This window comes from Flavobacterium sp. ARAG 55.4, from assembly GCF_051846875.1.
GTDB classification, from domain to species: domain Bacteria; phylum Bacteroidota; class Bacteroidia; order Flavobacteriales; family Flavobacteriaceae; genus Flavobacterium; species Flavobacterium plantiphilum.
Window position 1 is genome coordinate 1 of sequence record NZ_JBPYCT010000013.1, and the last position, 25,236, is coordinate 25,236.

At 33.6% G+C, this 25,236-nt stretch carries 18 protein-coding genes and 1 pseudogene; 13 read left to right on the forward strand and 6 right to left on the reverse strand.

Translation table 11 applies throughout. The features are described from left to right. Positions 1 to 437: 437 nt before the first annotated feature. The 4 genes from ACSV4D_RS14165 to ACSV4D_RS14180 all read right to left on the reverse strand — a co-directional run bounded on the left by ACSV4D_RS14165 (position 438) and on the right by ACSV4D_RS14180 (position 5,344). Positions 438 to 1,097 carry a TonB-dependent receptor gene (locus ACSV4D_RS14165; RefSeq protein WP_439228769.1) on the reverse strand — a complete coding sequence of 220 codons (660 nt, stop codon included), beginning with the start codon at positions 1,095 to 1,097 and terminating at the stop codon, positions 438 to 440. Next, entirely contained in the window at positions 1,036 to 2,667 is a 1,632-nt protein-coding gene (locus ACSV4D_RS14170) for a hypothetical protein (RefSeq protein WP_439228770.1), read from the reverse strand. The genes ACSV4D_RS14165 and ACSV4D_RS14170 overlap by 62 nt, the downstream gene beginning before the upstream one ends. 279 nt (positions 2,668 to 2,946) lie before the next feature. Next, positions 2,947 to 4,608, reverse strand: a complete 1,662-nt coding sequence (menD, locus tag ACSV4D_RS14175; RefSeq protein ID WP_439228771.1) for a 2-succinyl-5-enolpyruvyl-6-hydroxy-3-cyclohexene-1-carboxylic-acid synthase — start codon at positions 4,606 to 4,608, stop codon at positions 2,947 to 2,949. 163 nt (positions 4,609 to 4,771) lie between these two features. Next, on the reverse strand, positions 4,772 to 5,344 hold the full coding sequence (locus ACSV4D_RS14180; protein ID WP_439228772.1) for a glutathione peroxidase: 573 nt from the start codon (positions 5,342 to 5,344) through the stop codon (positions 4,772 to 4,774). Between the two features lie 214 nt (positions 5,345 to 5,558). Between ACSV4D_RS14180 and ACSV4D_RS14185 the strand changes: the two genes are divergently transcribed. The 3 genes from ACSV4D_RS14185 to ACSV4D_RS14195 all read left to right on the forward strand — a co-directional run bounded on the left by ACSV4D_RS14185 (position 5,559) and on the right by ACSV4D_RS14195 (position 7,930). Next, positions 5,559 to 6,089 carry an RNA polymerase sigma factor gene (locus ACSV4D_RS14185; protein ID WP_408079153.1) on the forward strand — a complete coding sequence of 177 codons (531 nt, stop codon included), beginning with the start codon at positions 5,559 to 5,561 and terminating at the stop codon, positions 6,087 to 6,089. 4 nt (positions 6,090 to 6,093) lie between these two features. Then, positions 6,094 to 6,879, forward strand: coding sequence for an anti-sigma factor (locus tag ACSV4D_RS14190; protein ID WP_439228773.1), 786 nt, complete (start codon positions 6,094 to 6,096; stop codon positions 6,877 to 6,879). 106 nt (positions 6,880 to 6,985) lie between these two features. Next, positions 6,986 to 7,930 carry a tRNA dihydrouridine synthase gene (locus ACSV4D_RS14195; RefSeq protein ID WP_439228774.1) on the forward strand — a complete coding sequence of 315 codons (945 nt, stop codon included), beginning with the start codon at positions 6,986 to 6,988 and terminating at the stop codon, positions 7,928 to 7,930. Between the two features lie 67 nt (positions 7,931 to 7,997). On the opposite strand, the gene ccsA is transcribed toward ACSV4D_RS14195, so the two are convergent. Beyond that, positions 7,998 to 11,237 (reverse strand): cytochrome c biogenesis protein CcsA, encoded by a 3,240-nt coding sequence (ccsA, locus tag ACSV4D_RS14200; protein WP_439228775.1) that lies wholly within the window; start codon positions 11,235 to 11,237, stop codon positions 7,998 to 8,000. Positions 11,238 to 11,387: 150 nt separating this feature from the next. After that, a complete protein-coding gene (locus ACSV4D_RS14205) occupies positions 11,388 to 13,415 on the reverse strand; it encodes a beta-N-acetylhexosaminidase (RefSeq protein ID WP_439228776.1) in 2,028 nt (675 codons plus the stop codon). Between the two features lie 278 nt (positions 13,416 to 13,693). Between ACSV4D_RS14205 and ACSV4D_RS14210 the strand changes: the two are divergent. The 10 genes and pseudogenes from ACSV4D_RS14210 (at position 13,694) to argB (ending at position 25,138) form a co-directional block, all read left to right on the forward strand. After that, positions 13,694 to 15,173 (forward strand): annotated as a pseudogene (locus ACSV4D_RS14210) (MFS transporter). Between the two features lie 135 nt (positions 15,174 to 15,308). Then, a complete protein-coding gene (locus ACSV4D_RS14215) occupies positions 15,309 to 16,493 on the forward strand; it encodes a hypothetical protein (RefSeq protein ID WP_439228777.1) in 1,185 nt (394 codons plus the stop codon). Positions 16,494 to 16,921: 428 nt separating this feature from the next. Then, entirely contained in the window at positions 16,922 to 17,587 is a 666-nt protein-coding gene (locus tag ACSV4D_RS14220) for a GNAT family N-acetyltransferase (RefSeq protein WP_408079137.1), read from the forward strand. 39 nt (positions 17,588 to 17,626) lie between these two features. Beyond that, a complete protein-coding gene (locus ACSV4D_RS14225) occupies positions 17,627 to 18,820 on the forward strand; it encodes an argininosuccinate synthase (RefSeq protein WP_408079135.1) in 1,194 nt (397 codons plus the stop codon). Between the two features lie 101 nt (positions 18,821 to 18,921). After that, on the forward strand, positions 18,922 to 19,899 hold the full coding sequence (gene argC, locus ACSV4D_RS14230) for an N-acetyl-gamma-glutamyl-phosphate reductase (protein ID WP_408079133.1): 978 nt from the start codon (positions 18,922 to 18,924) through the stop codon (positions 19,897 to 19,899). A 126-nt stretch (positions 19,900 to 20,025) separates the two neighbouring features. Continuing rightward, positions 20,026 to 21,162, forward strand: a complete 1,137-nt coding sequence (locus ACSV4D_RS14235; protein ID WP_408079131.1) for an aspartate aminotransferase family protein — start codon at positions 20,026 to 20,028, stop codon at positions 21,160 to 21,162. A 65-nt stretch (positions 21,163 to 21,227) separates the two neighbouring features. After that, entirely contained in the window at positions 21,228 to 22,424 is a 1,197-nt protein-coding gene (locus ACSV4D_RS14240; protein WP_408079129.1) for a glutamate-5-semialdehyde dehydrogenase, read from the forward strand. A gap of 95 nt (positions 22,425 to 22,519) precedes the next feature. Continuing rightward, complete coding sequence (gene proB / locus ACSV4D_RS14245) at positions 22,520 to 23,281, forward strand: glutamate 5-kinase (RefSeq protein WP_439228778.1); 762 nt, start codon at positions 22,520 to 22,522, stop codon at positions 23,279 to 23,281. Positions 23,282 to 23,364: 83 nt separating this feature from the next. Beyond that, positions 23,365 to 24,315 carry an N-acetylornithine carbamoyltransferase gene (locus ACSV4D_RS14250; RefSeq protein ID WP_408079125.1) on the forward strand — a complete coding sequence of 317 codons (951 nt, stop codon included), beginning with the start codon at positions 23,365 to 23,367 and terminating at the stop codon, positions 24,313 to 24,315. A gap of 43 nt (positions 24,316 to 24,358) precedes the next feature. Next, positions 24,359 to 25,138, forward strand: coding sequence for an acetylglutamate kinase (argB, locus tag ACSV4D_RS14255; protein WP_439228779.1), 780 nt, complete (start codon positions 24,359 to 24,361; stop codon positions 25,136 to 25,138). Positions 25,139 to 25,236 lie beyond the last annotated feature (98 nt).

The following is a 25,236-nucleotide window of genomic DNA, read 5'->3' on the forward strand; positions in this document are numbered from 1 at the left end:
ATAAAATGTTGCTGTTATCAAAAAGTAAGTTATTTGAAGCTCTTACATTATAAGCTTTGTACCATAAATCTTCACCTATAAAATAAGTTGTTCGATCGGTATGAAGATAGATTTTTTCAATATCAGAAAGAGATTTTTTCTGCTGAGCCTGCAAAAAAACAGAGATTAAACCGAAACATAAAATACTAAAAATATGACATTTTTTAAAGAAGACTTCAATCATATGATAATTCAAATTATTGTTAAACAATGAATATTCTTAATAAAACACAATCAATTATTAAGCCAATAATTACAAAATAAATGTTAATTTAAAATAAATTAATAATTTAACTACAAAAAAACCGTTAAGAGGAGCAAAAAAATTAAATCTTACTCTTTTCAACGGTCTAATACTTATTAAGATTAATTGCAACAATTAAAAAAAGTAGAAGAAACTAATTTAAATTCTCTGGCTTTTTAATGTTATAATAAGTTTTTTTAACTACCGGAATTCCGGTAGCTGTAATTCCTTCTAAAACAACTTTTACTTTCGTCTCTACTTTTGTATTCTCAAAATTTACAGTTACGGTTCCTGTTTCGTTTGGGTGTACATACGGATTCCAATAAATGGTATTTCTTACCGCTGCTTTATCATCCAACTCTAAGTCAGGATTTTCCGGATCAGGAATATAAAAAACACGTTCCGTATAAAAACCGTCTATTTCCTTTTTAATATTATTAAAACCTCCTTTTTCAACAGGTTTCACTCCTTTTTTGAGGTAAATAGCTATAACTCCATTAGCGCCTTCTGAACCATAAACCACTGTACCTGGTCCTTTTAAAGCTTCAATTTTTTCAATATCGCTGGGCTGGATAATATCAATATCTGATTGATTAATCACAGGAAAACCATCTAATATAAAAAGGGCAGGTTCGTCAAAACGCATAAATCGAACCGAATTACCCGTTGTGATGACTCCGGGAATTACAAACTGAATAAAATTATAGATGTCATTTGTTACCGGTGATTTTTCATCAACTACATACGAAAAATCAGGAATGCCATGAAGACTGAACGTGGTGTTTTTCTTTCTTTGCTGTGATTTTAACTTCATCCAAAATGTTTTCGGGCTGTATCCCAAAAGCTACATTTTTCTTAAAAACATGGTCAACTACTTTCTGCACAGGATCAGTCCAATTTATCGCTTCTTTTTGAAATGAAACTGCAACCGGTGTTTGTTCAATAGGATTCACTATTATTTCCCCTCTAAACTTTCCTTTTTCATTTCTGGAATTTAAAAACATATTGGTTTTTCCTGAAAACATCATATTTTCAAATTTAAATCCTCCATTAGCATCTGTTACTGTATTAAAAATGTTCATGTGCTTTTTATTGATTAAAGCCAATGTTAAATTAATATTTATCAATGGTTTTTCGCCTAAAAGTTGTTTAACCCTACCCGAAATAGTGATTCCTTTTTCTGCTTTGTAACTAATGGAATCCATGGATTGAGGCATCGTCTTCCATACAAAATCTCTCCAGCCCTGAGTTAACAATAAATTGTCCAGATGTTCCAGGCGTTTTGGATTATTTGCATCAAAATAATCGCCCGGATGATGTACTTTTCCCCTAATATCGGATTCCATCAGAAAATAAGAACTAATATTACTCCCGCTATACTTATCCTCTGTTTCCCCATTCATATCCGTAACACTCAACGAAAAACTTGCCGGTTTAGCCACACCTGCCTTTGTTTTTGATGAGATATTAATTATAGCTTTTTCTTTAGGAGTGTAACTCTCTTTATCGGTAACTAATTGCACCTCTAAATCATGGTCTTTTTCAATATAAATCAAGCGTTCACTTTGCGGTTTAGCATTACTGTCGTAAACTGTAATCTGGCTGATACCATCTGGTGCTTTATCTCTGGGAAGTTCAAAAGAAAATACGGTTTGTTTTATTGTAAACTCAGTTTCTAAATAGGAAATCCCTTTTGATTTGCAAACCACCATAAGCAGCGGATTCGGATTTTGTGCCAAAGTAGCTTCGTTTGTAGTAATACTTAGAATATTTCGCCCTTTCATTGCTCTGAAACTTATTATATAACCTTGCTTGAGGCTAGCTACGTTTTCGATGAGTGAACCACCTTCGGGAAAAAATTCAAGTTTAAAATTATTTCCTTTAAACGTTTTTATGATTTTATTTTCAATTGCTGCATTTTGCTTTTTACTGGCATTAGAATGACTTTCAAAAACGTCAATTATTTCGATATTTTTTTTAAAAATAAAATCTTCTCCAAAATTTCGGTTCCAATTCGTATACGCACGCAATTGATAAACTCCTGGTTTAACACCAAGAGAATCCTGCAATTGAAAATCGCCATTCCCGAGCCCCATTTCCAGATTGGTCTTATTTCGGGCAATTATTTTAGAATTCGGTGAAATTAATTCTACATATAAAATGTTACTGTTATCAAAAAGAATATTATTATAAGCACGCACATTATACGCTTTATACCATAAATCTTCACCAACAAAATATCTTGTGCGATCGGTATGAAGATAGATTTTTTCAACATCTGCAATTGTCTTTTTATCCTGTGCCTGCAAAAAACTCAATGAAGTAACCAACCAAAAGAAATAAATTAAAAAGCAATTTTTATTGCTAAGAACAGCTTTAGCCATATCAAACTCAGAATTTATATTAATACAAAATAATACTTCTTTTAATTCTCTACGCCATAAGTATGAAAACACTTAGGCAATTAAACATTAAGATAAGTAAAATTTTACTAAAATAGCTACTTAAAATAAATTAACTAACCTGTACTATCCTGTAAAATAGAGACTAAATTCCATTTTAAAAAATCACCTATTTTCTAAACAGAAATAAAAAAATGCTTTTTCATAGTAAATACAATTATTTACCACAAAAAAGCATTCATTAAAATCAATTCTGCTTTATTAAACTAACTCTTTAAAAAACTGTTTTAAAACAACATCATTTTCAAGTGTTGGAGTAAAAACTTCTAAGATTACGGGCTGGTTATTTTGAGGATAGAATTGCTGTAAACCTTCTTTTAAGCTTATTTTATCAGTAGCTATGATGTATTTAAAACCATACATTTTAGCCAAATGTTCGGCCGTTAAATGATGTGTTGTTTCAAAAAAAGTATTAAAAACGGCTGTTTGCTGATGCCCTGGTAAAATTCTGAAAATACCTCCACCACCATTATTGATAAGAATAATTTTGAAATTATCAGGAATATAATTGTTCCAAAGCGCATTACTGTCATATAAAAAACTCACATCGCCGCTAATAAAAACCGTTGGCTTATTATTGGCTACAGCCGCACCAATAGCGGTAGAAGTGCTTCCGTCAATTCCGCTCGTACCGCGATTACAAAATACTTCAATCGAAGTATCAATTTCCATTAATTGTGCGTATCGAATGGCCGAACTGTTACTGATTTGCAATTGGCTATCCTTTGGTAAACTTTTAATAATAGTGTCAAAAGCCAGAAAATCTGAAAAAGGAGTGTTTTTTAAAAAGAGCGACTGCTTTTCTTTTCTAATGTTTTTTATATGATTCATTTTCGCAAAATAATCACTTTTAACACTTTTAGTATGAGGTAAAAAAGTTTCAAAAAAAGTATTGGGATTCACCTCAAAATGCTTTGTTAAAATACCAAAAGTATCGTAAGCCCGTAACGAATCGATGTGCCAATGTTGTTTGGGGTTATACTTTCGTAAAAAAGCTTTGATGCGTTTGGAAACAATCATTCCGCCAAAAGTGATTAGAATTTCCGGGCAGAAATCTTCAAAATCAGCATCCGTGAATGGGGTGATTATGGTGTCAATATTCGAAATAAAATCAGGATGGTGTAAATTAGAAGTTCTTTCTGTCATTACCACAACCGATTCATCTTTCGCTAAAGTTTCCAAAGTGGAATCCGAAATTAAATTAGGATCATTTACTCCTACCAATACTAACTTCTTAGTGGACTGATTCCAAATATCCGCAAAAGCTGTTAAATCTTCTAAAGGAGTTATGGGATTCAAACTGGCAAAATTATGAGTCATTACATCAACTGAAAGCTCCGAAACGGTTTCATACAAAGGCTCTTCAAAAGGTGCATTAATATGAACAGGCCCTTTTTTATAGAAAGCTGTATCAATGGCATCGTTGATTTTATGGTCATTAACTTTTGAAGCTTCTTCTGTTAAATTAGCATTATACAAAGAATGATTAGCAAAAACATTTTCCTGACGAATGGTTTGTCCATCGCCAATATCAATTTTGTTTTGTGGTCTGTCAGCCGAAATGACAATCAAAGGAATCTGACTGTAAAAAGCTTCGGCAACAGCCGGATAATAATTCAGCAATGCCGAACCTGAAGTACATACTACAGCCACAGGTCGCCGGATTTGCTGGGCTATTCCCAACGCAAAAAATACTGCACAGCGTTCATCAGCAATACTGTAACATTTAAAATCAGGATTAGAGGCAAAACCAATGGTTAACGGAGCATTTCTGGATCCGGGAGAAATTACGATATCGGTAACTCCTTTGGCTAAACAAATTTGGATGATGCTTTGCGCTAAAGGTATTTTGGGGTAAATCATTGTTTTTATTTCAAAGAGTCAAAGATACAAAGATGACCTTATTTTAAAGCCAAATATTTATACTAAAAACATAAAATAATTACATTTAAATATAAATCTTATATACAAAAAAGCGATTTCTAAATTGATTTAGAAATCGCTTTTAAAAGAATATAAATTTTATTTATTGTTTAATCCAGTTTACAATTTCCGGAGCATCCGGTTTTGTTTTAGAATAATACACTTCCACCAAATGGCCTTTTTCATCAATCAGGTACTTTTGGAAATTCCATTTTACTTCTGAATCTTTTATGCCATTTTTCTCTTTTTGGGTTAAAAATTGATAAATCGGACTCATATCAGCTCCTTTTACAGAAATTTTATCCATCATTGGGAACGTAACTCCGTAATTTAACTTGCAAAAAGTTTCAATTTCTTCGTTAGTTCCAGGCTCTTGTCCGTTAAAATTATTAGCCGGAAAACCAATTACTGTGAAACCCTTGTCTTTGTATTGCTTATAGATGGCTTCTAATTGCTCATACTGTGGGGTAAAACCACATTTTGAAGCTGTATTTACAATCAGTACCTTTTTTCCTTTTAAAGAAGAAAAATCAAAAGTGTTTCCTGATAAATCTTCTGTTTTAAACTGATAAATACTTTGTGTATCCATGGCTGCTTTTGTTTTTTTATGCTGTGCCTGAGTCATTCCGCTAAAAAGGATAAAGGCAGTAGAAACCGCAAATAATAGGTTTTTCATATCATTTATTTTTTTTATAAAATTAGTTAAATTCTACATACACCTATTATTTTCAAAGAGTAATTTCAATTAAACATTGGTTAAATAAAACTTAATATTCCTGTATATAAAATAAAAAACGGAATCAAAAAATAATTCTCATTCTTTAATTGCATAAAAATCATACATTTCTAAATAAGTTTCATAAGTTTGTATTGCAAAAAAAATCAAAACTATGAGCCAGGACGAATTATTAGTTTTAATCTACAGGAAGGACGAAAAGGCTTTTACACATCTGTATGATATGTATGCGAAAAGTCTTTTTTCTGTAATAAGTGTTCTTATTAAAAACACAGAGGAAGCAGAAGATGTGCTTCAGGAAGTATTTGTAAAAATCTGGAAAAATCTGGATACTTATAACGAAAGTAAAGGTCGTTTTTATACCTGGATTCTCAATATTGCCCGTAATACTTCAATTGATAAATTACGCTCTAAAAACTTTAACAACAGTCAAAAAAACCTTTCCTCTGATAATTTCGTAAATCTATTAGAAGACAGTAACAAACTGAACAGTAAGGTTGACGGAATAGGAATGCAGGAATTTATTAAAAGGTTAAAACCCAAATGTATCCAGATAATAGATTTATTATTTTTTAAAGGCTATACTCAACAAGAAGCAGCGGAAGAACTGGAGATTCCTCTGGGAACAGTAAAAACACACAACAGAAACTGTATTAATGATTTAAGAAACTATTTGAAAGTATAGTACAATGGAAACGAAAGAATATATAGAATCAGGGATATTAGAACTTTATGTTTATGGTTTATTATCAGAAGCAGAAAGTGAAGAAGTAGCAGCAATGGCTAAAAAACACCCCGAAATCAACGCTGAAATTATAGCAATTGAAAAATCAGTTGTGGCACTATCATCCAGCTTCTCACCATTTCAATCAGCTGAAAATTACGCTAAGATTAAAGAAAAATTAAACTTAAACGCCAGCGAAGTAATCCCAATGACTCCTAAGAAAAATTGGTCACAATACATTGGCTGGGCTGCTGCAATCGTGTTATTGGCTGGAATTGTGTTCCAATACAACCAATTAGAAGAAACCAATAATCAGGTAGTGAATACTTCTATTGAAAAAGCAAAAATTGAAAAAGAACGAAATGAACTAGCTGTAAAAAAAGCAGCTGTAGAGAAAAACTTAGCAGTTATAAAAGATGTTAACAATACTGTAGTTACACTGGGTGGTCAGACTGTAGCTCCGGAATCTTCCGCTAAAGTGTATTGGAACAAAGAAACACAAGTGGTTTATGTAGACGCAACGGGCTTACCGGAACCGCCTAAAGGAATGGTATATCAGGTTTGGGCTTTAAAATTAAATCCGCTTACGCCAACAAGCATTGGATTACTGGATAATTTTGATAAAAACGACCAACGCTTTTTTGCTGTTAACAATACCGGTGATGCAGAAGCTTTCGGGATTACTCTGGAACCTGCAGGCGGAAGCTTAACACCTACAATGGAACAATTGTATACTTTAGGAAAAGTATAATTCAATTCGAAATTTAAAATATTAAAAAGGCTTTCTCACGAAAGTCTTTTTTTGTTTCATACAGTTCTAGTTTGCATTGATTATATTTGCACAATTATAATTTTTCATGAGCTATACTCTTCTTTCCTCGCCTCTTCAGGGATTTACCGATTTTCGTTTTAGAAATGCCCAAAACAAATACTTTGGAGGAATTGATACTTTTTATTCTCCCTACATTCGTTTGAACGGAAAACTCATTATCAAATCATCTTATCAACGGGACTTGCTTCCTGAAAATAATGAAGGATTAGAAGTGATTCCGCAAGTGATTACTAATGATGCGGACGAATTTTTGTTTGTTTCCAAATATGTTCAGGAATTAGGATACAAAGAATTGAATTGGAATTTAGGCTGTCCGTATCCAATGGTAACCAAATCCGGAATGGGTTCCGGACTGATTTGCCAGAGTGAAAAAATTGATGATATTCTTAAAAGAGTACATGCCGAATCAGATATCCTTGTTTCGATGAAAATGCGCTTGGGTTATGATAATGCCGAAGAAATTCTGGATGTTTTACCGCTATTAGAAAAATATCCCATTAAAAACATAGCAATTCACGCCCGCATAGGAAAACAATTGTACAACGGCGGAGTCAATTTAGACGGTTTCCAGCAATGTGTAGATAATACTAAACTAAAACTGTACTACAACGGCGATATCACTTCGGTAGCTCAATTTCACAAAATGCAGGAACGCTTTCCATCGATTGATCACTGGATGATTGGTCGCGGATTAATTGCCGATCCTTTTTTACCTTCTATGATTAAAAACAACAGCTCCGAATATCCATCGAACAAAATGGAATTATTTAATGATTTTCACGATACTTTATACGCGGGATATAGCGAATCTTTATCTGGAGCCACTCACATTTTACTAAAAATGCACCACTTATGGGAGTACTTTTCAGTTATTTTCTCGAATCCACACAAAGTGCATAAGAAAATAAAAAAAGCCAAAAGTATCCGGAATTACGAGCAGGCGGTTAGGGAGATTATTAAGGAGGGGTGATTTTATATTTTACAAAAAAAGGTTCAACGTGCTGTTGAACCTTTTTTGTTTATATAAATATTATTAATTACTTTTTATAATACTTTCGGTATGTGGGGTATGTGATCGCTCCAATTAGAGCAATTCCTCCCAGCGAATAATAAATCCAGTTTAGTGAATGTGCTTCCCCACTGGCATACGAATGCAATCCGACCAAGTGGAAATTAACTCCGTAATACGTAAACAAAATGGAAATAAAAGCAAACATACTCATTAAATTAAAAACCCATTTCCCTCTTAATGCCGGTACAAAACGAGCATGAATTACAAAAGCATATACCATAATACTGATTAAAGCCCAAGTCTCTTTTGGATCCCAGCCCCAGTAACGTCCCCAGCTTTCATTAGCCCATTGTCCACCCAGGAAGTTCCCAATAGTCAACATAATCAATCCGATGGTTAATGCCATTTCGTTGATATAAGTGATTTCCTTAATATTTAAATCCATCTTGGTTTTGTTCTTTTCATTGGTAAAAAAGATTAATACCAACGATACAAACCCAAGTATAAATCCTAATGCAAACGGGCCATAACTCGCTACAATTACCGCAACGTGAATCATTAACCAATAGGAATTCAACACCGGTTGCAGATTAGCAATTTCCGGATCAATCCAGTTCATGTAGGCTGCCATTAAAATCATTGCAGTTACAAAAGCCGATGAAGCAACAGTCAGCTTTGATTTGATATCGAAAGCCAAACCAAAGAACATCGTTGCCCAGGAAACATAAACAATCGATTCATAAGCATTACTCCATGGCGCATGTCCTGAAATGTACCAGCGCGCAATTAACCCTAAGGTATGCAATGAAAATAATAATCCAATGAAAATATGCATTCCGTTAACTAAGTAATTCAGTACTTTTCTTTCTTTGAATATTTTTAAGATAGTGAACAGAAGCATTAAAATAGCCGCTGTTAAATACCAATATGGTAATTTTTGGAAAACATCGTATTTGTTATACAAAATCTCCATACTGACTTTGTCTTCTGAAGGCAATACTTTTTCACCATATTTTCTTTGAAAACCATGAATACTTTCCAGCAAATCATCTGAATTTTTATAATCTCCTGAGACAGCAGCATTCGTCAAAGAACCAAAGTATAAGGGTAAAACGCTTTTAGTGTACGTAGAATCCATTCCTTTTAAGCCCGCTGTTGCTAAATCGTTAACAGAAATCCATTTGTTATTAGCATCATTCGGAATCGGGAAAATTTTCAAAATAGTTCCGCTTAAAGCTGATTCCATCAGGTTGACTTTCTTATCGGTTTCTACAAAGTCTTTTTCAAACTGATTGGGATTTGCGGCCTGATATGCTGCTTCTAAATAAGGAGATAATTTGTAATTACCCTGCCCGTCAAAAAAGGCAATAAAAGGAGCGTATTTTGCCTTAGCATCAACACCAATAATTTTACGAATACTGTCATTGCCGCTTTTAATGTAAATCAGCGGGACTTCAATCCATAATTGTGCATACTGTGACATGGACAAAAATACCTGATCAGAGTTCATGCCTTTGTATTCGTTAGCATGGCTTACTTTTCGCAACAATTCTGATGAAAAAGTATTAATCGGTTTCATTCTTCCGCCTGCATCCTGAATGATTAATCGACCAAACTGAGCGGCATGCTTTTCAGAAACTTTATATTTTGTAAGTAAGGAATCTATTTGTTTTTCCGTCGGAGCCACTCTTGCCGGCATTGTTCCCGCCTGTTCTGTATATGCGTGATTATGCCCGGCTTCCTGTTCGGTATGTTCATGATTGTGGTCGTGCCCTTCATGATCATGGTCGTGATCCTGCATTTGTGCAAAACCATTAAGACTTAAAAATAAGACCAAAATGGTAATGAGCTTTTCTTTCTTAGTTTTAACCACATCTAATTTTCGTTTCAAATCAGCAAAACGGGAATGCTTGGTAAACATAATTGCCATCAATGAAAAAAACAACAAAAAATAACCCGCATAGGTAATGTTCGTTCCCCAAAAATCATGATTTACTGATAATATGGTTCCTTTTTCATCCGGATCAAAACCTGATTGAAAAAAACGATAGCCCTTATGGTCTAAAACGTGATTCATATAAATTCGGGCATCAAAGGATTTTTCTGCTGAATCCTGAACGGTTACCTTACTTTCAAACGAAGAATAACTTTTCTCTGTTCCGGGATATTTTTCAGCTATAAAATCATTCAATTGAATTTTAAATGGTAAAATATAAGCTTTACTGCCGTAGAATAAAGAATATTCAATGTTTCCAATTTTTACTGTTTTTGGTTCTCCAGTTTTCCCTTTAGAACCCAGCAGCGTAATTTCTTTTTCCTGTCCTTCGGCATTTACGGTTACAACCAGAGCATCTTCGTGATTTTTAGCTTTAAAGTCATTATTGGATTCATACTCAATAGTTCCTCTAACAGCAGGATCCGGAAAAACGATTCTGATATCACCAATGCTGTATAACGAACGCATCATCAATGGCTGAACATTATCTTTAGTTACCGCTCCCTGAAACTTATCAGCCATACGCATAAAGTTTCCTTCAAATGGTGTTTCTATAGTATATTCTTTTCCGTCAAAATTAATGTTAATCGCACCATCAGTAGGTTTATTCAAAGCAAAAAGTACGTTATGAATATTCTGCACTTCGCCTTCTTTCAGAAAATGTTCTTCACGTCCGCCATCACCGGCTTCCACTAATTTCATGTATAAAGTTCCTTTAGCATCAGGTTTTATATACTCTTTTGCTCCCATAATAAAGTTTTTGTATTTTACTTCAAAGGGAGTATCGGCAAATTGTCCTGAAACAGAGAAATTATTATCCGTTACCGGGGAAAGTAATAAACGTTTTTCAAAAACGCGTCGTTTCATCTCGCCCTTATATTCTCCATCAACAAAAACAGATAAAAAAGTTTTTTCAGAGTAAAATTGGTTTTCGGCAGCGCCTTCACGAATGGGCATCACACCTTCATAACTGATATAACGTGTGATAAAAGCACCTAACAGAATTAAAATAAAAGCCAAATGCAACAATAAAGTAGCCCATTTTTCTTTTTTTAATAATTGGTAACGTTTGATATTTCCGATGAAGTTTATCATAAAAAACACCATAATTCCCTCAAACCACCAGGTATTATAAACCCAGATTCGGGCTGTATCCGTATTGTATTTACTTTCGATGAAAGTTCCTGTTGCCATTGCTACTGCAAAAGCAATAAAAAGAAAAGCCATTAAGCGGGTAGAAAATAAAAAAGAGTAGATTTTTTTATCCATTTTAAAAGGATTGCGTTTTATAAAAGTGCGACAAAAGTACTCAAAAATGTTGAGTACTAAAGCGGTGTAATTGTTAATTTAATCCAAAATTAAGAACCACTAACTCCTTATGTAATCTTCTTTTATGAATGCAAAAATTATATGTTTTTTTTACTCCACCAGCTTTTTCAGACTATCATAAACTGCCAGTTCCACATCAGCCGGATTCCTGATATTGAATTGTTCCAGCAATTCATTCAAATGTGCTTTACTGATATTCCTTTTATTTTCAATCGCTTGTAAAAGTAATCCACTCACCTTACTTAAATTATTCGACAGTGGTAAAACAGGCTGAATTAAAGGAGCATTGGCACTCAAACGAGTTAAATCAAAATCCATAGCTATCCATTTTTTTAAATAATCAGTCACTATTTTTTGATTAACCAACTCCTTATTTTCTAAATAGTTTTTTACTGCTTTATTAAACTCATAAGCATCAGCTGCATCGGCAGTACAGGCATCAGCAAACAAAGTTAACGGAGAATACATCATGTATTTTTTTCCTCCTCCATTGCGTTTGTAAATTTTGTAAGGTTCGCAAATATTCGTAAAATCATTTAAAGATTGGGTATCCTGATAATTACTGATGTTTCTTAAGATTACTTGTTTATTTCGAATATGTGTCAAACCAATTTCTTCTAACCGAAATGAAATTTGCCTCAACCGCTTGTGCATACTTTCCAGATTTGTCACGGTATCATTAGACCACAATCTTTCGGCAATAGCTGCTGTACGAGGCCATATTCTGGAATCTATCGTTAAAGGCGTTACAAGTTCACTCCACATAGTGGCTTCACCTCCCAGAATTCCTGCTTTTTCCTCTTGGGTCAAAACCACATTTTCAGGCATTGGATCATTCAGATAATGACTATTTACACCCAGCATCAAATCGATATAATAACCATTAGACAATACTGTTTTATAGCCATTTTTGACGGCTTTTACAAGAGAAGCTCCTGGCTCCAGACCCTCATTTACTCCCCTCCAGGAATGAATAACAGCATTCTTTGGCATCTCTTTAGTCATGATCTCCTCCCACCCCATCAGTTTTTTGCCATGTTTTTCTAACATTGGAACTAATTTCAAATTAAAATAAGTTTGCAAATCATGATTGGTCTCTAAATGATTTTTTCTTTTAAATTTCTGTATTTTGTGATTAGCATCCCATTCCTTCCCGTTATTTTCATCCCCGCCAATATGAAAGTAAGGACCGGGGAACAACGGACAAACTTCATCAAAAATTTCACTTAGTATTTGATAAGTTAAAGGATTAGAAGGATCTAAAGCAGGATTGTGAATTCCTGATCTGATTTCGACAGCATAGGGTTCTTCACCAGATAACCGACTTCCTATTTCGGGATAAGCTGTTAATATTGCCGATGCATGCCCGGGAACATCAATTTCCGGAACCACCATAATCCCTTTTTCATCAGCATATTTCACCACTTCTTTAATTTCTTCCTGAGTATAAAAACGACCATTAGAAGCTAACTCCGTAAGTTTGGGATGCTTCTTTATTTCAATTCGCCAACCCTGATCATCAGCTAAGTGCCAGTGAAAAACATTCATTTTTACAGCAGCCATTCCGTCCAGATTTCGCTTAATTACGTTAACAGGCTGAAAATGCCGCGAACCGTCAATCATTAAGCCACGCCAGGAAAATCTTGGTTTATCTTCAATTACAACTGAAGGAAAATAAAATGAAGTTCCATTATTCTGAAGCAGCTGCGAAAGTGTTTCTAAAGCATGAAGCGCACCCAAATCATTCGTTGCTTCTATCTGAATCTTATTTGACTGTACAGATAAATGATAACTTTCATCATCATGGATTCCGGTTTCTCCTTTTTGAAGGCAATTAATTTGTAATTGTGCTTCCGGAAATTCATCTTTTTTTGATATAAAACCCTGATTGAAAAATAAGCCCGTTCTTTCATCCAGTCTTCTTAAAAAAACAGTCGCTGCTTTGAAAATTCTGGAATCTGGGTTTCCGGAAATATTTATTTTGAAATCTTTAGTTAATAAAAAAGTATGATTTAAAACAACTACTTTTTGTGGCAAAGGCATTAAACTTAACTGTTGTTCCTTTTTAATCTGAGCATTTGAACTAACAACAATTAATAACAGAAATAAATATTTCATAGTGCTGATACATTTATAAATTACAAAAAAAACGATATACAGCCCATAAAGATAACTGTTTTAAAAAGATTAATTTAAAAAAACATTTGTTTAAATGCCTTGAAAAACGAGCATTCACATGGACAAATCATTCATAAATCAGGAGTATTTAATCAATCATAACATTCTGTCAACATTCTTCTAAATTTGGGCTTTCTATTATTTTTTTATTCAGTTTTTTAAAAATACTTTTACCTGCACTAAAAAAAACACTTCACTAAAAAAACACCTGAAAAATTATGGATTCTGAAAATTTACAAACAAAATGGGGACAGTTTATTTCTCTGGTAACCGTATTCTTTTTTTGGGGATTTGTTGGCTCTGCCAATGACATTTTAATACCTGTCTTTAAAAAAGTATTTACCTTATCACAAGTTCAATCCCAATTAGTAGCATGGGCATTTTATGCGGCTTATTTTGTGGGTTCTTTAATTTTTTTCCTGATATCATTAAAATCAGATGTATTACAAAGATTTGGCTATAAAAAAACTCTAGCTGCCGGTTTAACACTTTCGGCATTGGGTTCTTTTCTGTTTGTTCCGGCTGCCACTATGGAAAGTTTTCCTTTTTTTTTAACAGCACTTTTTACTGTAGGATTGGGTTTTTCAATCCAGCAAATTGTAGCTAATCCGTTAGCTATAAAAATGGGAAGTCCTGTAACCGGCGCCCACCGATTAACATTAGCCGGAGGAGTTAATTCATTCGGAACCACTATCGGTGCTATCTTACTTGGTATCGCACTGTTTGGAATGGGAGATAATCAAAAAACAGCTCTTTCATTAGAAGATATTAAACTTCCGTTTATTATACTCGGAATGGCGTTTATTGCGGTAGCGCTTTTTATGTTACTTTCAAAAATAGAAGATCCCGCTAAAGAAGAAGAGGTAAAAATAGAAGCCGGAAATAAAAAATTTGCTATAAAAGATTACCCGCAGTTGTATTTAGGGATGATTGCTATCTTTATTTATGTAGGAACCGAAGTTACTATAATAAGCAACAATAAGCAACCTTCCAGCTTTATTAAAAACTGCCGAATTTGGAAATATACTGGAAGAAGCCATTCCTCCATTCATCGCTTTGTATTGGGGAAGTTTAATGATTGGACGCTGGAACGGCGGAGTAAATGTATTTAATACTTCTAAAACAGCTACCATCGCACTTAAATTTATTGTTCCGGCATTAGCTTTTGGAGTCATTATTTTTACTAATATTTTTGCTGAACATAATGTTTCTGCCTTCTATATTTATCCTGCATGGATATTGCTTTTTATACTGATTAGTTTTATTGGAGGAAAAAATGCCGGCAAAACTTTAATGCTTTTTGGAGTTTCAGGATTAGTGATGATGTTAATTGGCTTAATATACCCAGACAGGGAAATTGCAAAATTCTTTTTTATCTCAGGTGGATTGTTTTTATCAATAATGTGGCCTTCTATTTTTGATTTAGCCATTGCTGGTTTAGGAAAAAATACAGGAAAAGCTTCATCTTTTCTTATTATGATGATTCTTGGAGGTGGTATAATTCCTTTAATTCAGGGAAGAATATGCGATTTTGACTTAAGTAACCCGGAAGGAATTATGGGGATTTCCTGGACGCATTTTTCATATATCGTTCCGCTTTTAGGATTTGCTTATTTAGGCTTTTATGGTTTTTACTGTCCTAAAATCTTAAAAAAACAAGGTGTTTTCTATGTCGAAACCGAAGGTGGTGGGCATTAGAAAAATAGCGTTATATTTTATACTTAAAAAGTCATCAAACTTATTTTGATGACTTTTTTATTGAAACAACATATTCAGAATTTAAATAATAGAATAATTGATTTTTTAAAAATATATTTGTTCAAAATTTTGAAAATGAAAAAACAATTACTCCTGTTTATCTGTATCCTTTTTATTACTTCCTGTGGAGTGAAACAAACGCGAAACCTGTTGACTTCCGGAAATTATGACGAGGCAATTGATAATGCTGTTTATAACTTACGCTCTAACAAAGACAAAAAAGGAAATCAGGATTATGTATACCTGCTCGAAGAAGCTTTCGCAAAAGCAAAAGAAAGGGATTTAAACCTTTTAAACCTGTTAGAACAGGAGAAAAACCCAGCGAATCTGGAGAAAATTTTTAACACCTATATTCAGTTAGATAACAGACAGGAAAAAATAAAACCTTTACTTCCGTTAAAATTTATAAAAGAAGGTAAGAATGCCAAATTTCCATTCGATAATTATAACAAACAAATTGCAGAAAGTAAAAATGCTTTATCTCAATTTTTATATACCAATAGTGTCGCTTTATTAAAATCTTCCGATAAAAAACAAATCAAAAAAGCTTATGACGATTTAGAATATCTGAATCAAATCAATCCTAATTACAACAATACTTTACAACTTCAGCAGGAAGCATTAAACAAAGGAAGGTATTATGTAAATGTAGCATTACGCAATCAGACTAATATGGTTATTCCTGTGGCTTTGCAAAATGATTTATTGAATTTCAACACTTTCGGAATGAATGATAAATGGATCGTTTATCACAATACTTTTCAGAATAAGACAGAATACGACTATCAGATTATTGTTAATTTCAAAGCAATCAATATCACACCGGAACAAATTAAAGAAAAAGAATTTGTTAAAGAAAAAATAATAAAAGATGGTCTAAAAGATCTTTTAGACAAAAACGGAAAGCAGCTAAAAGACAGCCTTGGAAAAGTGATTAAGGTGGATAATTTAAAAACTATTGTCATCCAAATAAAAGAATTTAATCAGTTTAAAGCATGCCAGATTACAGCTAATGTGGATTATGTTGATTACAAAAACAAACAAGTCTTACACAGCTTCCCTTTAGCATCTGAATCTGTTTTCAGAAATGATTATGCAACTTACAAAGGTGATAAAAGAGCTACTGAAGAAGCTTATTATTCTTATTTTAATCGAAAATTAGTTCCGTTTCCCAGCAATGAGCAAATGATTTATGATGCAGGAGAAGATTTAAAAGTGAGGCTGAAGGATATTTTTACTAAAAACAAAATCAGTAATTAATTCCTGGAAAGATTTAATTATAATCGATTTAATTTATTTAAACTGCTTTTCTAAATGTTAAAATAAATTATAAAATCGTGTTCAGTTTCAAAAATATGCTTACTTTTGCTGCAATGAATTACAAAAGTCTACATATTACTACCTTGTCACGGATAGACAAACCAGTTACTTCGCCCGAAGTACGGATACTTGTATAGTATCTAAAATGCTTTTGTTTTATTATATTCATTCTTTTATTAGTACCACATTGAAATTACAGCCGTTATCCGTTGGATTAACATATCCAAAAAGTGAAATTTTATTTATTTTATATTCCTACATTTTTTCTTGTTGGTTTTATTATGTTAATTTTGCAATCAATTTCAAAAAAGGTTCAAGACTAAAATATAATTATTTAACTTTTTTTAACCCAAAATTCATCTTTTGAAATGAATATCTCTATTGTTATAGCTCAGGAAGAACATTTTAAGTACGCACAAATTATTTGCGATACGATAGAAACGTCTGCCCTATTGAGAGGAACCGGAATAGCAAAAAGAACTCCTGAGTACATCCAGAAAAAAATGGAAAACAGGGATGCCGTTATCGCATTAGATAAAAACGGTGATTTTGCAGGTTTCTGCTATATCGAAAGTTGGCAACACGGTAAATTTGTTGCTCACTCCGGATTAATTGTACATCCTGATTTTAGAAATTTAGGCTTAGCCAAAAAAATAAAAACCTTTGTATTTGATTATTCTTTAAAAAAATACCCGGGAGCCAAAGTTTTTGGTATTACTACTGGTTTAGCAGTAATGAAAATCAATTCTGATTTAGGATACAAACCAGTTCCTTTTTCTGAGTTGACTAATGACCCTACTTTCTGGTCCGGTTGTAAAACCTGTACTAATTTTGAAATTTTAAAAAGTAAAGATTACAAAATGTGTTTGTGTACAGGAATGTTATACGATCCTGCCGAAAAGCCAAAAGATCCGCCTAAACATCCATTTAATGTCCGGATCTGGAATCGTTTGAAAAAAATCAAGCAAGCGTTGTTTTTAGAAAACAAAGACGAATATGTCAAATTATTTAAAAAATTAAATCTAATCAGCTAAAAGCCAAAAGCCGATAGCATATATAATAGTTACATAAAAATGAAAAAAGTTGTATTAGCTTATAGTGGAGGTTTAGACACCTCATATTGCCTTAAATATTTAAAAAATGAAAAAGGATATGAAGTTCACACCGTATTAATTAATACAGGAGGTTTTGATGATGCCGAATTGAAAGCTATCGAAGACAGAGCGTATGAATTAGGAAGTGCTAAACATGCTAACCTTACTATCTTAGATAAATATTACGATAAAGCTATCAAGTATTTAATCTTTGGTAACGTATTAAAAAACAATACATACCCACTTTCAGTAAGTGCTGAACGTGTTTTTCAGGCCATTGAAGCTATTAAATATGCAAAATCTGTAGGTGCCAGTGCAATTGCTCATGGTAGTACAGGTGCCGGTAACGACCAAATTCGTTTTGATTTGATTTTCCAAACCTTAGCTCCAGAAATTGAAATCATCACTCCTATCCGTGACTTGAAATTATCCCGTCAGGAAGAAGTAGATTACCTTTCTAAAAACGGAGTTCACTATTCTTGGGAAAAAGCACAATATTCTATCAACAAAGGACTTTGGGGAACTTCTGTTGGAGGAAAGGAAACATTGACTTCCGGACAACCATTACCTGGCGAAGCATATCCTTCTCAATTACAAAAAGAAGGAGAAGAAAAAGTTACTTTAGAATTTAAAAAAGGAGAATTAGTAGCTGTAAACGGTGTTGCTGACAAACCTTCAAACAACATTGTTGTTCTTGAAAAATTAGCTAACGCTTATGCCATTGGTAGAGATATTCACGTAGGTGATACGATTATTGGAATTAAAGGAAGAGTTGGTTTTGAAGCTGCTGCTCCATTAATCATTATCAAAGCACACCATTTATTAGAGAAACACACGCTAGGAAAATGGCAACAATACTGGAAAGAACAACTAGGAAACTGGTACGGAATGTTATTCCATGAAGGACAGTTCTTAGATCCGGTAATGCGCAACATCGAAACTTTCCTGGAAGATACTCAAAAAACAGTAAATGGAACTGTAACAGTTTCATTGAAACCGTATCACTTTTCATTAGACGGAATCGAATCGCCAAATGATTTAATGAATACAGGTTTCGGTCAATACGGTGAAATGAATAATGCCTGGACATCAGAAGATGCGAAAGGATTTATCAAAATTTTGGGTAATGCTCAAAACATATTTTCATCTGTAAATAATGAAACTTACGAATAATTAAGTCCAAAAGTCGAATGTCATAAAGTAAAAAGAGCTAGAAATAGCCTTCAGTAAACTTATGACTCTAGACTTTATGACTTTAGACTAAAAAAAATATTATGATTAAAGTTGGAATAATAGGTGGTTCAGGATACACAGCAGGAGAATTAATTAGAATCCTGATGTTTCACCCGAATGCCAAATTAGATTTTGTTTACAGTACTACTAATGCCGGAAAACCACTTTCTGTTGCACACCAGGATTTAATGGGTGATATAGAAATGAATTTTACTGACACTATCAATCCTAACGTAGATGTACTTTTCTTGTGTTTAGGACACGGAAAATCAATTTCGTTCTTAGAGAACAACAAATTCTCTGACAACACCAAAATCATCGACTTAGGAAATGATTTCCGCTTAACAAAAGATAAAAATTTCGACGGAAAAACATTTGTGTACGGCTTGCCTGAACTAAACAAAACCGATATTAAGAATACCAAATACATTGCAAATCCAGGTTGTTTTGCTACAGCAATCCAATTGGCTTTATTGCCATTAGCAGCTGATGGATTATTGACTGAAGATGTGCATATCAATGCTACAACAGGAAGTACAGGAGCTGGAGTTAGTTTGTCTGCTACATCACATTTTAGTTGGAGAAACAACAATTTCTCACACTACAAAGCATTCGAACACCAACATTTGGGTGAAATCAATCAAAGCATTAATCAATTGCAGGCTTCTTATAGTGACGAATTGATTTTTGTTCCTAACAGAGGAGATTTTCCAAGAGGGATTTTTGCAACATTATATACAAAATCAGAAGAAAGTTTAGAAGATTTGGTTGCCAAATACGAAGCTTTTTATGCTGATCAACCGTTTGTAACTGTTACAACTACTAACATCAACATGAAGCAGGTAGTTCAAACCAACAAATGTATTATTAGTTTATTGAAAAAAGGAAACCGGGTTTTAATAACATCTGTTATTGATAATTTACTCAAAGGCGCCTCTGGTCAGGCCGTTCAAAACATGAATTTGATGTTTGGATTAGACGAGACTACAGGATTGCATTTGAAACCTTGTGGATTCTAAAAACAATTAAAAGATTGAAGGATTTAATAATTTAAAAATTAGTAAATCTTATTCATTTAAAATTCATTCAGATACAACAATGAATCTTTAAATCATTCAATTTTTAAATCTTTAAATTAAAACAAAATGAACTTATTTGACGTTTACCCATTATATCCTATTACCCCTGTAAAAGCATTAGATTGTACGATTACAGATGATAAAGGAATTGAATATTTAGATTTATACTCTGGTCACGGAGTAATTTCTATTGGTCACACCCAACCGGATTATGTGGCTAAAGTAAAAGCACAGTTGGATAATTTGAGTTTTTACTCGAATGCGATTCAGAATCCATTACAAGTGGAATTAGCTGAGAAATTAGGAAAAGCTTCTGGCTTAACTGATTTCAGCTTGTTTTTATGTAGCTCTGGGGCTGAAGCCAATGAAAATGCTTTAAAAGTAGCTTCTTTTCATACCAATAAATCAAGAGTTATTGCTTTTGATAATTCGTTTCACGGAAGAACTTCGGCAGCCGTTGCGGTTACAGATAACAAAAAAATTGTGGCACCAATCAATGCACAACAAGTAGTTACTTTCCTGCCATTGAACCAAATCGAATTGGTTGAAGCTGAATTGCAAAAAGGTGATGTTTGTGCCGTTATCATCGAGCCTATTCAGGGGGTTGGTGGTTTAGACCAGGGAACAACCGAATTTTTCCAAGCATTAGAAAAAGCTTGCGCAGCGAATGATGTTGTTCTGATTTTAGACGAAGTACAATCAGGTTATGGAAGAAGTGGAAAGTTTTTTGCTTTTCAACATCACGGAATCAACCCAGACATTGTAACCACTGCTAAAGGAATGGGGAACGGTTTCCCTATTGGAGGCGTTTTAATTTCTCCAAAATTCCAGGCCAGTTATGGTTTATTAGGAACCACTTTTGGCGGAAGCCACCTAGCTTGTGCAGCAGGAATTGCAGTGCTGGATGTAATGGAAGCTAAAAACTTAATGGCAAATGCTAAAGAAGTAGAAGCTTATTTTCTTGAAGCGATTAAAGTAATTCCTGAAATCAAACAGGTAAAAGGAAGAGGATTGATGTTAGGAGTCGAATTTGATTTTGACGTGAGTGCTCTGAGAAAGAAAATGATTATTGAAAAACATATTTTTACAGGAGGTGCCAATAATAAAAATTTATTGAGAATCCTTCCTCCCCTGACGATTACTAAGGAAGCGATTGATACTTTTATCGTTGCTCTACAGGAATCCCTAGCGGAATTAAAATAATATAAATCCATAACCTTTGTTGAATTTAAAAATTGAACAAAGGTTTTTGAATAATTTTACAACACATGAATACCTTACTTCCAATTGAAAAAAGAAACGCTGTACTAAGTACTATGGCGACACTTTTAGAACAAGAAAGAGAAACTTTAAAAGCCATCAATCAACAGGATTTAGCCAATTATAATGGTGAAGATTTAGCGATGGAAAAAAGGCTTCTTGTAGATGATGCTAAAGTAGACGGAATGATACTTTCAGTTCAACAATTGGCAAGTCAGGAAGATCCTGTTGGGCAGATTCGTTATGAATTCACCCATGATAACGGAATGAGAATCAGCAATAAAACTGCTGCTTTTGGAACGATTTTAATTATTTACGAGTCTCGCCCGGATGTAACTGTTGAAGCGGGTGGTATTGCTTTTAAATCAGGAAATAAAATTTTATTGAAAGGTGGAAAAGAGTCTTTACTTTCTAATCAAAAGATTGTTAGCCTTTGGCACCAGGCTTTAGAAAGCAATGGCGTGAGCACGGATTGGGTTGAATATTTGAATTACGACCGTGTACAAACCCAGGCTTTCTTAGAAAAACCAACACAAAGAGTCGATTTAATTGTACCACGTGGTGGAGAAAAACTGATTGAATTTACTAAAAAACACGCCAGTTGTCCAGTGATTGTAAGTGGTCGCGGAAACAATTTTGTATATGTAAATGCTGATGCCGATTTAAACAAAGCAATGAACATTATTATTAATGGAAAAACCTCAAACATATCAGTTTGCAACGCTTTAGATAAAGTTTTAATTGATACTAATTTACCAAATTGGGAAGCATTTGCAAAACAATTAGTAAGTGAATTAGAGAAATTTAAAGTGACTGTTTTGGGTGATAATTCTGTTGCAAAAGCAACCGGGATTCAGGCCATCGAAAACGATTTGATTTGGTACGAAGAATTTTTAGATTACAAAATTGTCATTGGAACAGTAAATTCTAACCAGGAAGCGATTGCTAAAATCAACAAGTACTGTGGAGGACACTCAGCTTCTATCATTACCGAAGACCAAGCTACTGCACAGGAATTTATGGAAAACATTGATGCTTCATCCGTATACCACAATGCTTCTACCCGATTTACCGATGGAGGACAATTTGGTTTAGGTGGTGAATTAGCCATTAGTACTGATAAATTACACCAACGCGGACCTATTGGGTTACAGCATTTGGTTACCAATAAATGGTATATTTACGGGGAAGGACAGATTAGATAAAGATTGAAGAATTCAAAGATGAAAAGATTGAAAGATTAAAATTGGAATATCTAATTTTTAAATTCTTAAATCTTTAAATCTTTAAATCTAAAACCATGGCAAAAAAAAGAATATTATTAAAATTAGGTAGCAATACATTAACCAAAGAAACCAATCACATTTCCAGAGGAAAGATTGAAGATATTGGAATGCAAATAGCTGCTTTGAATGATGAATATGAATTTATCATTGTAAGTTCTGGCGCTATTGCTGCTGCCAAGCAATTTGTAAAATTAGATAAGAATGACAAAGATGTTTTTATAAAACAGGCTCTGGCTTCTATTGGGCAACCTCATTTAATGCGGATTTACAATGAGAATTTTAAAGATTTAGGATTACACACCTCGCAATGTCTGCTATCTTATTCTGATTTTGAAAAAGAGCAGACTAAGAAAAACATTGTAAACACCATTAATGTATTAGTTAAAAACAACTACATTCCTATTATTAACGAAAATGACACCGTTGCTACTGACGAAATCAAATTTGGTGATAATGATAAACTGGCTGCCTTAACAGCTGTTTTACTGGAAGTGGATATTCTGATTATTGCAACAAACACAAATGGAATATATACAAAAGCATCTATTGGTAATCCAAATCCTGAAACCATAGCCATTGTGAATGATTTAAGAATTTTAGAAAAAGAAATTGGCGAAGCAAAATCATCTCACGGAACAGGCGGAATGCAATCTAAAATAGAAGCAGCAGCCATTGCAAAGGAAGCTAATATTGAAACCTGGATTGTGAATGGTCTCAACGACAATTTTATATTGAACGCATTAAAAAACGAAATACTTTTTACTAAAATAATATAAGAAGCTAATTTGGTTGTTTACTGATTTGGATATTCACTAAACAAATCAGCAAATAACCAAATAAACAAATACCCCTCTATACTATGAACTACATATCAATTCAGAATATTGACAACTTATCCCAATGGGTTCAGGATGCACTTAAAATAAAAGCCAATCCTCTTAAAAATAAAAAATTAGGAAAACACAGAACCTTAGGAATGTTATTTTTCAATCCTAGTTTAAGAACCCGTCTGAGTACTCAGAAAGCAGCCTTGAATTTAGGTATGAATGTTATGGTAATGAATTTTACTAATGAAGGCTGGACTCTTGAATTTGAAGATGGAGCTATAATGAGTCAGGGCGCTTCTGAGCATATTAAAGAAGCTGCCGAAGTAGTCTCTCAATATTGTGATATTATTGCTATCAGAGCTTTTGCCGGATTAGTAGAAAAGGAAAAAGACAATGCCGAAATTGTACTGTCAGGTTTCTTAAAACATGCAACTGTGCCAATTGTTAATATGGAAGGCTGTACAGGACACCCTTTACAATCATTGGCAGATGCGATTACTATGGAGGAATTTAAAACACCGCACAGACCAAAAGTTGTTTTAACCTGGGCACCACATCCTAAAGCTTTGCCTCAGGCAGTTGCTAATTCTTTTGTGGAAATGATGCAGTTACAGGATGCTGATTTTGTGATTACTCATCCCGAAGGATACGAGTTAAATCCTGAAATCACCAAAGATTCTAAAATTGAATACGATCAGGATAAAGCTTTTGAAAATGCCGATTTTATTTATGCAAAAAACTGGAGTAATTATATTGAATACGGTCAAATTACCAATGCTGACACTAACTGGACTATAACAGCCGAAAAAATGGCTCTGACCAATAATGCCAAATTCATGCATTGTTTACCGGTAAGACGTAATGTAATTGTGGCTGATGAAGTAATTGACAGCGAAAACTCAATTGTAATCCAACAGGCTAATAACAGAACGTATGCTGCACAGTTAGTATTAGAAAAAATATTAAAAAAAGTGTATAAATAATACCAAAAGCTGTTATTTTTCAGTATTTCAAAATTTTAAAACAATGAAACAACAACTTTCAATCATAAAAATAGGCGGAAACATCATCGATAATCCAACAGAGTTAACGCAGTTTCTTGCTGATTTTTCTAAAATAGAAGGCAATAAACTATTAGTTCACGGTGGTGGAAAATCAGCAACTAAAATGGCACAAAGTATCGGTTTAGTTCCTCAGATGGTTGATGGACGCCGTATTACGGACCAACCCATGCTTGATGTTGTAGTGATGATTTATGCCGGCGAAATTAATAAAAATGTTGTTGCACAGTTACAGTCAAATAATACTAATGCAATGGGATTTTCAGGAGCTGACGGAAATTTAATCCAGTCATCCAAAAGAAATCATCCTACCATTGATTACGGATTTGTAGGTGATGTACAAAAAGTAAATACACCATTATTAGAAACCTTAATTACCAATGGAATTGTTCCTGTTTTCTGCGCCATCACTCATGATAAAAACGGACAATTGTTAAATACAAATGCAGATACTATTGCCAGCGAATTAGCTATCGCTTTATCAGAAGTATTTGAGGTAACTTTAAATTATTGTTTTGAAAAAGCAGGAGTTCTTACAGATGTTGAAGATGAAAATTCAGTGATTGAACTAATGAATTCCAACCTTTATGCCAAACTAAAAGCAGAAGGTGCCATCCATTCCGGGATGATTCCCAAATTAGATAATTGTTTCAACAGTTTGTCTAAAGGAGTACAAAAAATCCGAATCGGACACCATAAAATGCTGAAAGATTCAGCTGCTGTTTGCACCAGCATCCAATTATAAGCAACAGTCGTTTTTTTTAAATAAAAAACAACCGCTGAAAAATTAGAAGAAAAACTTCTAAGAAAACTCCAAAAGTAAATTCTTATTGGAAAAACAAA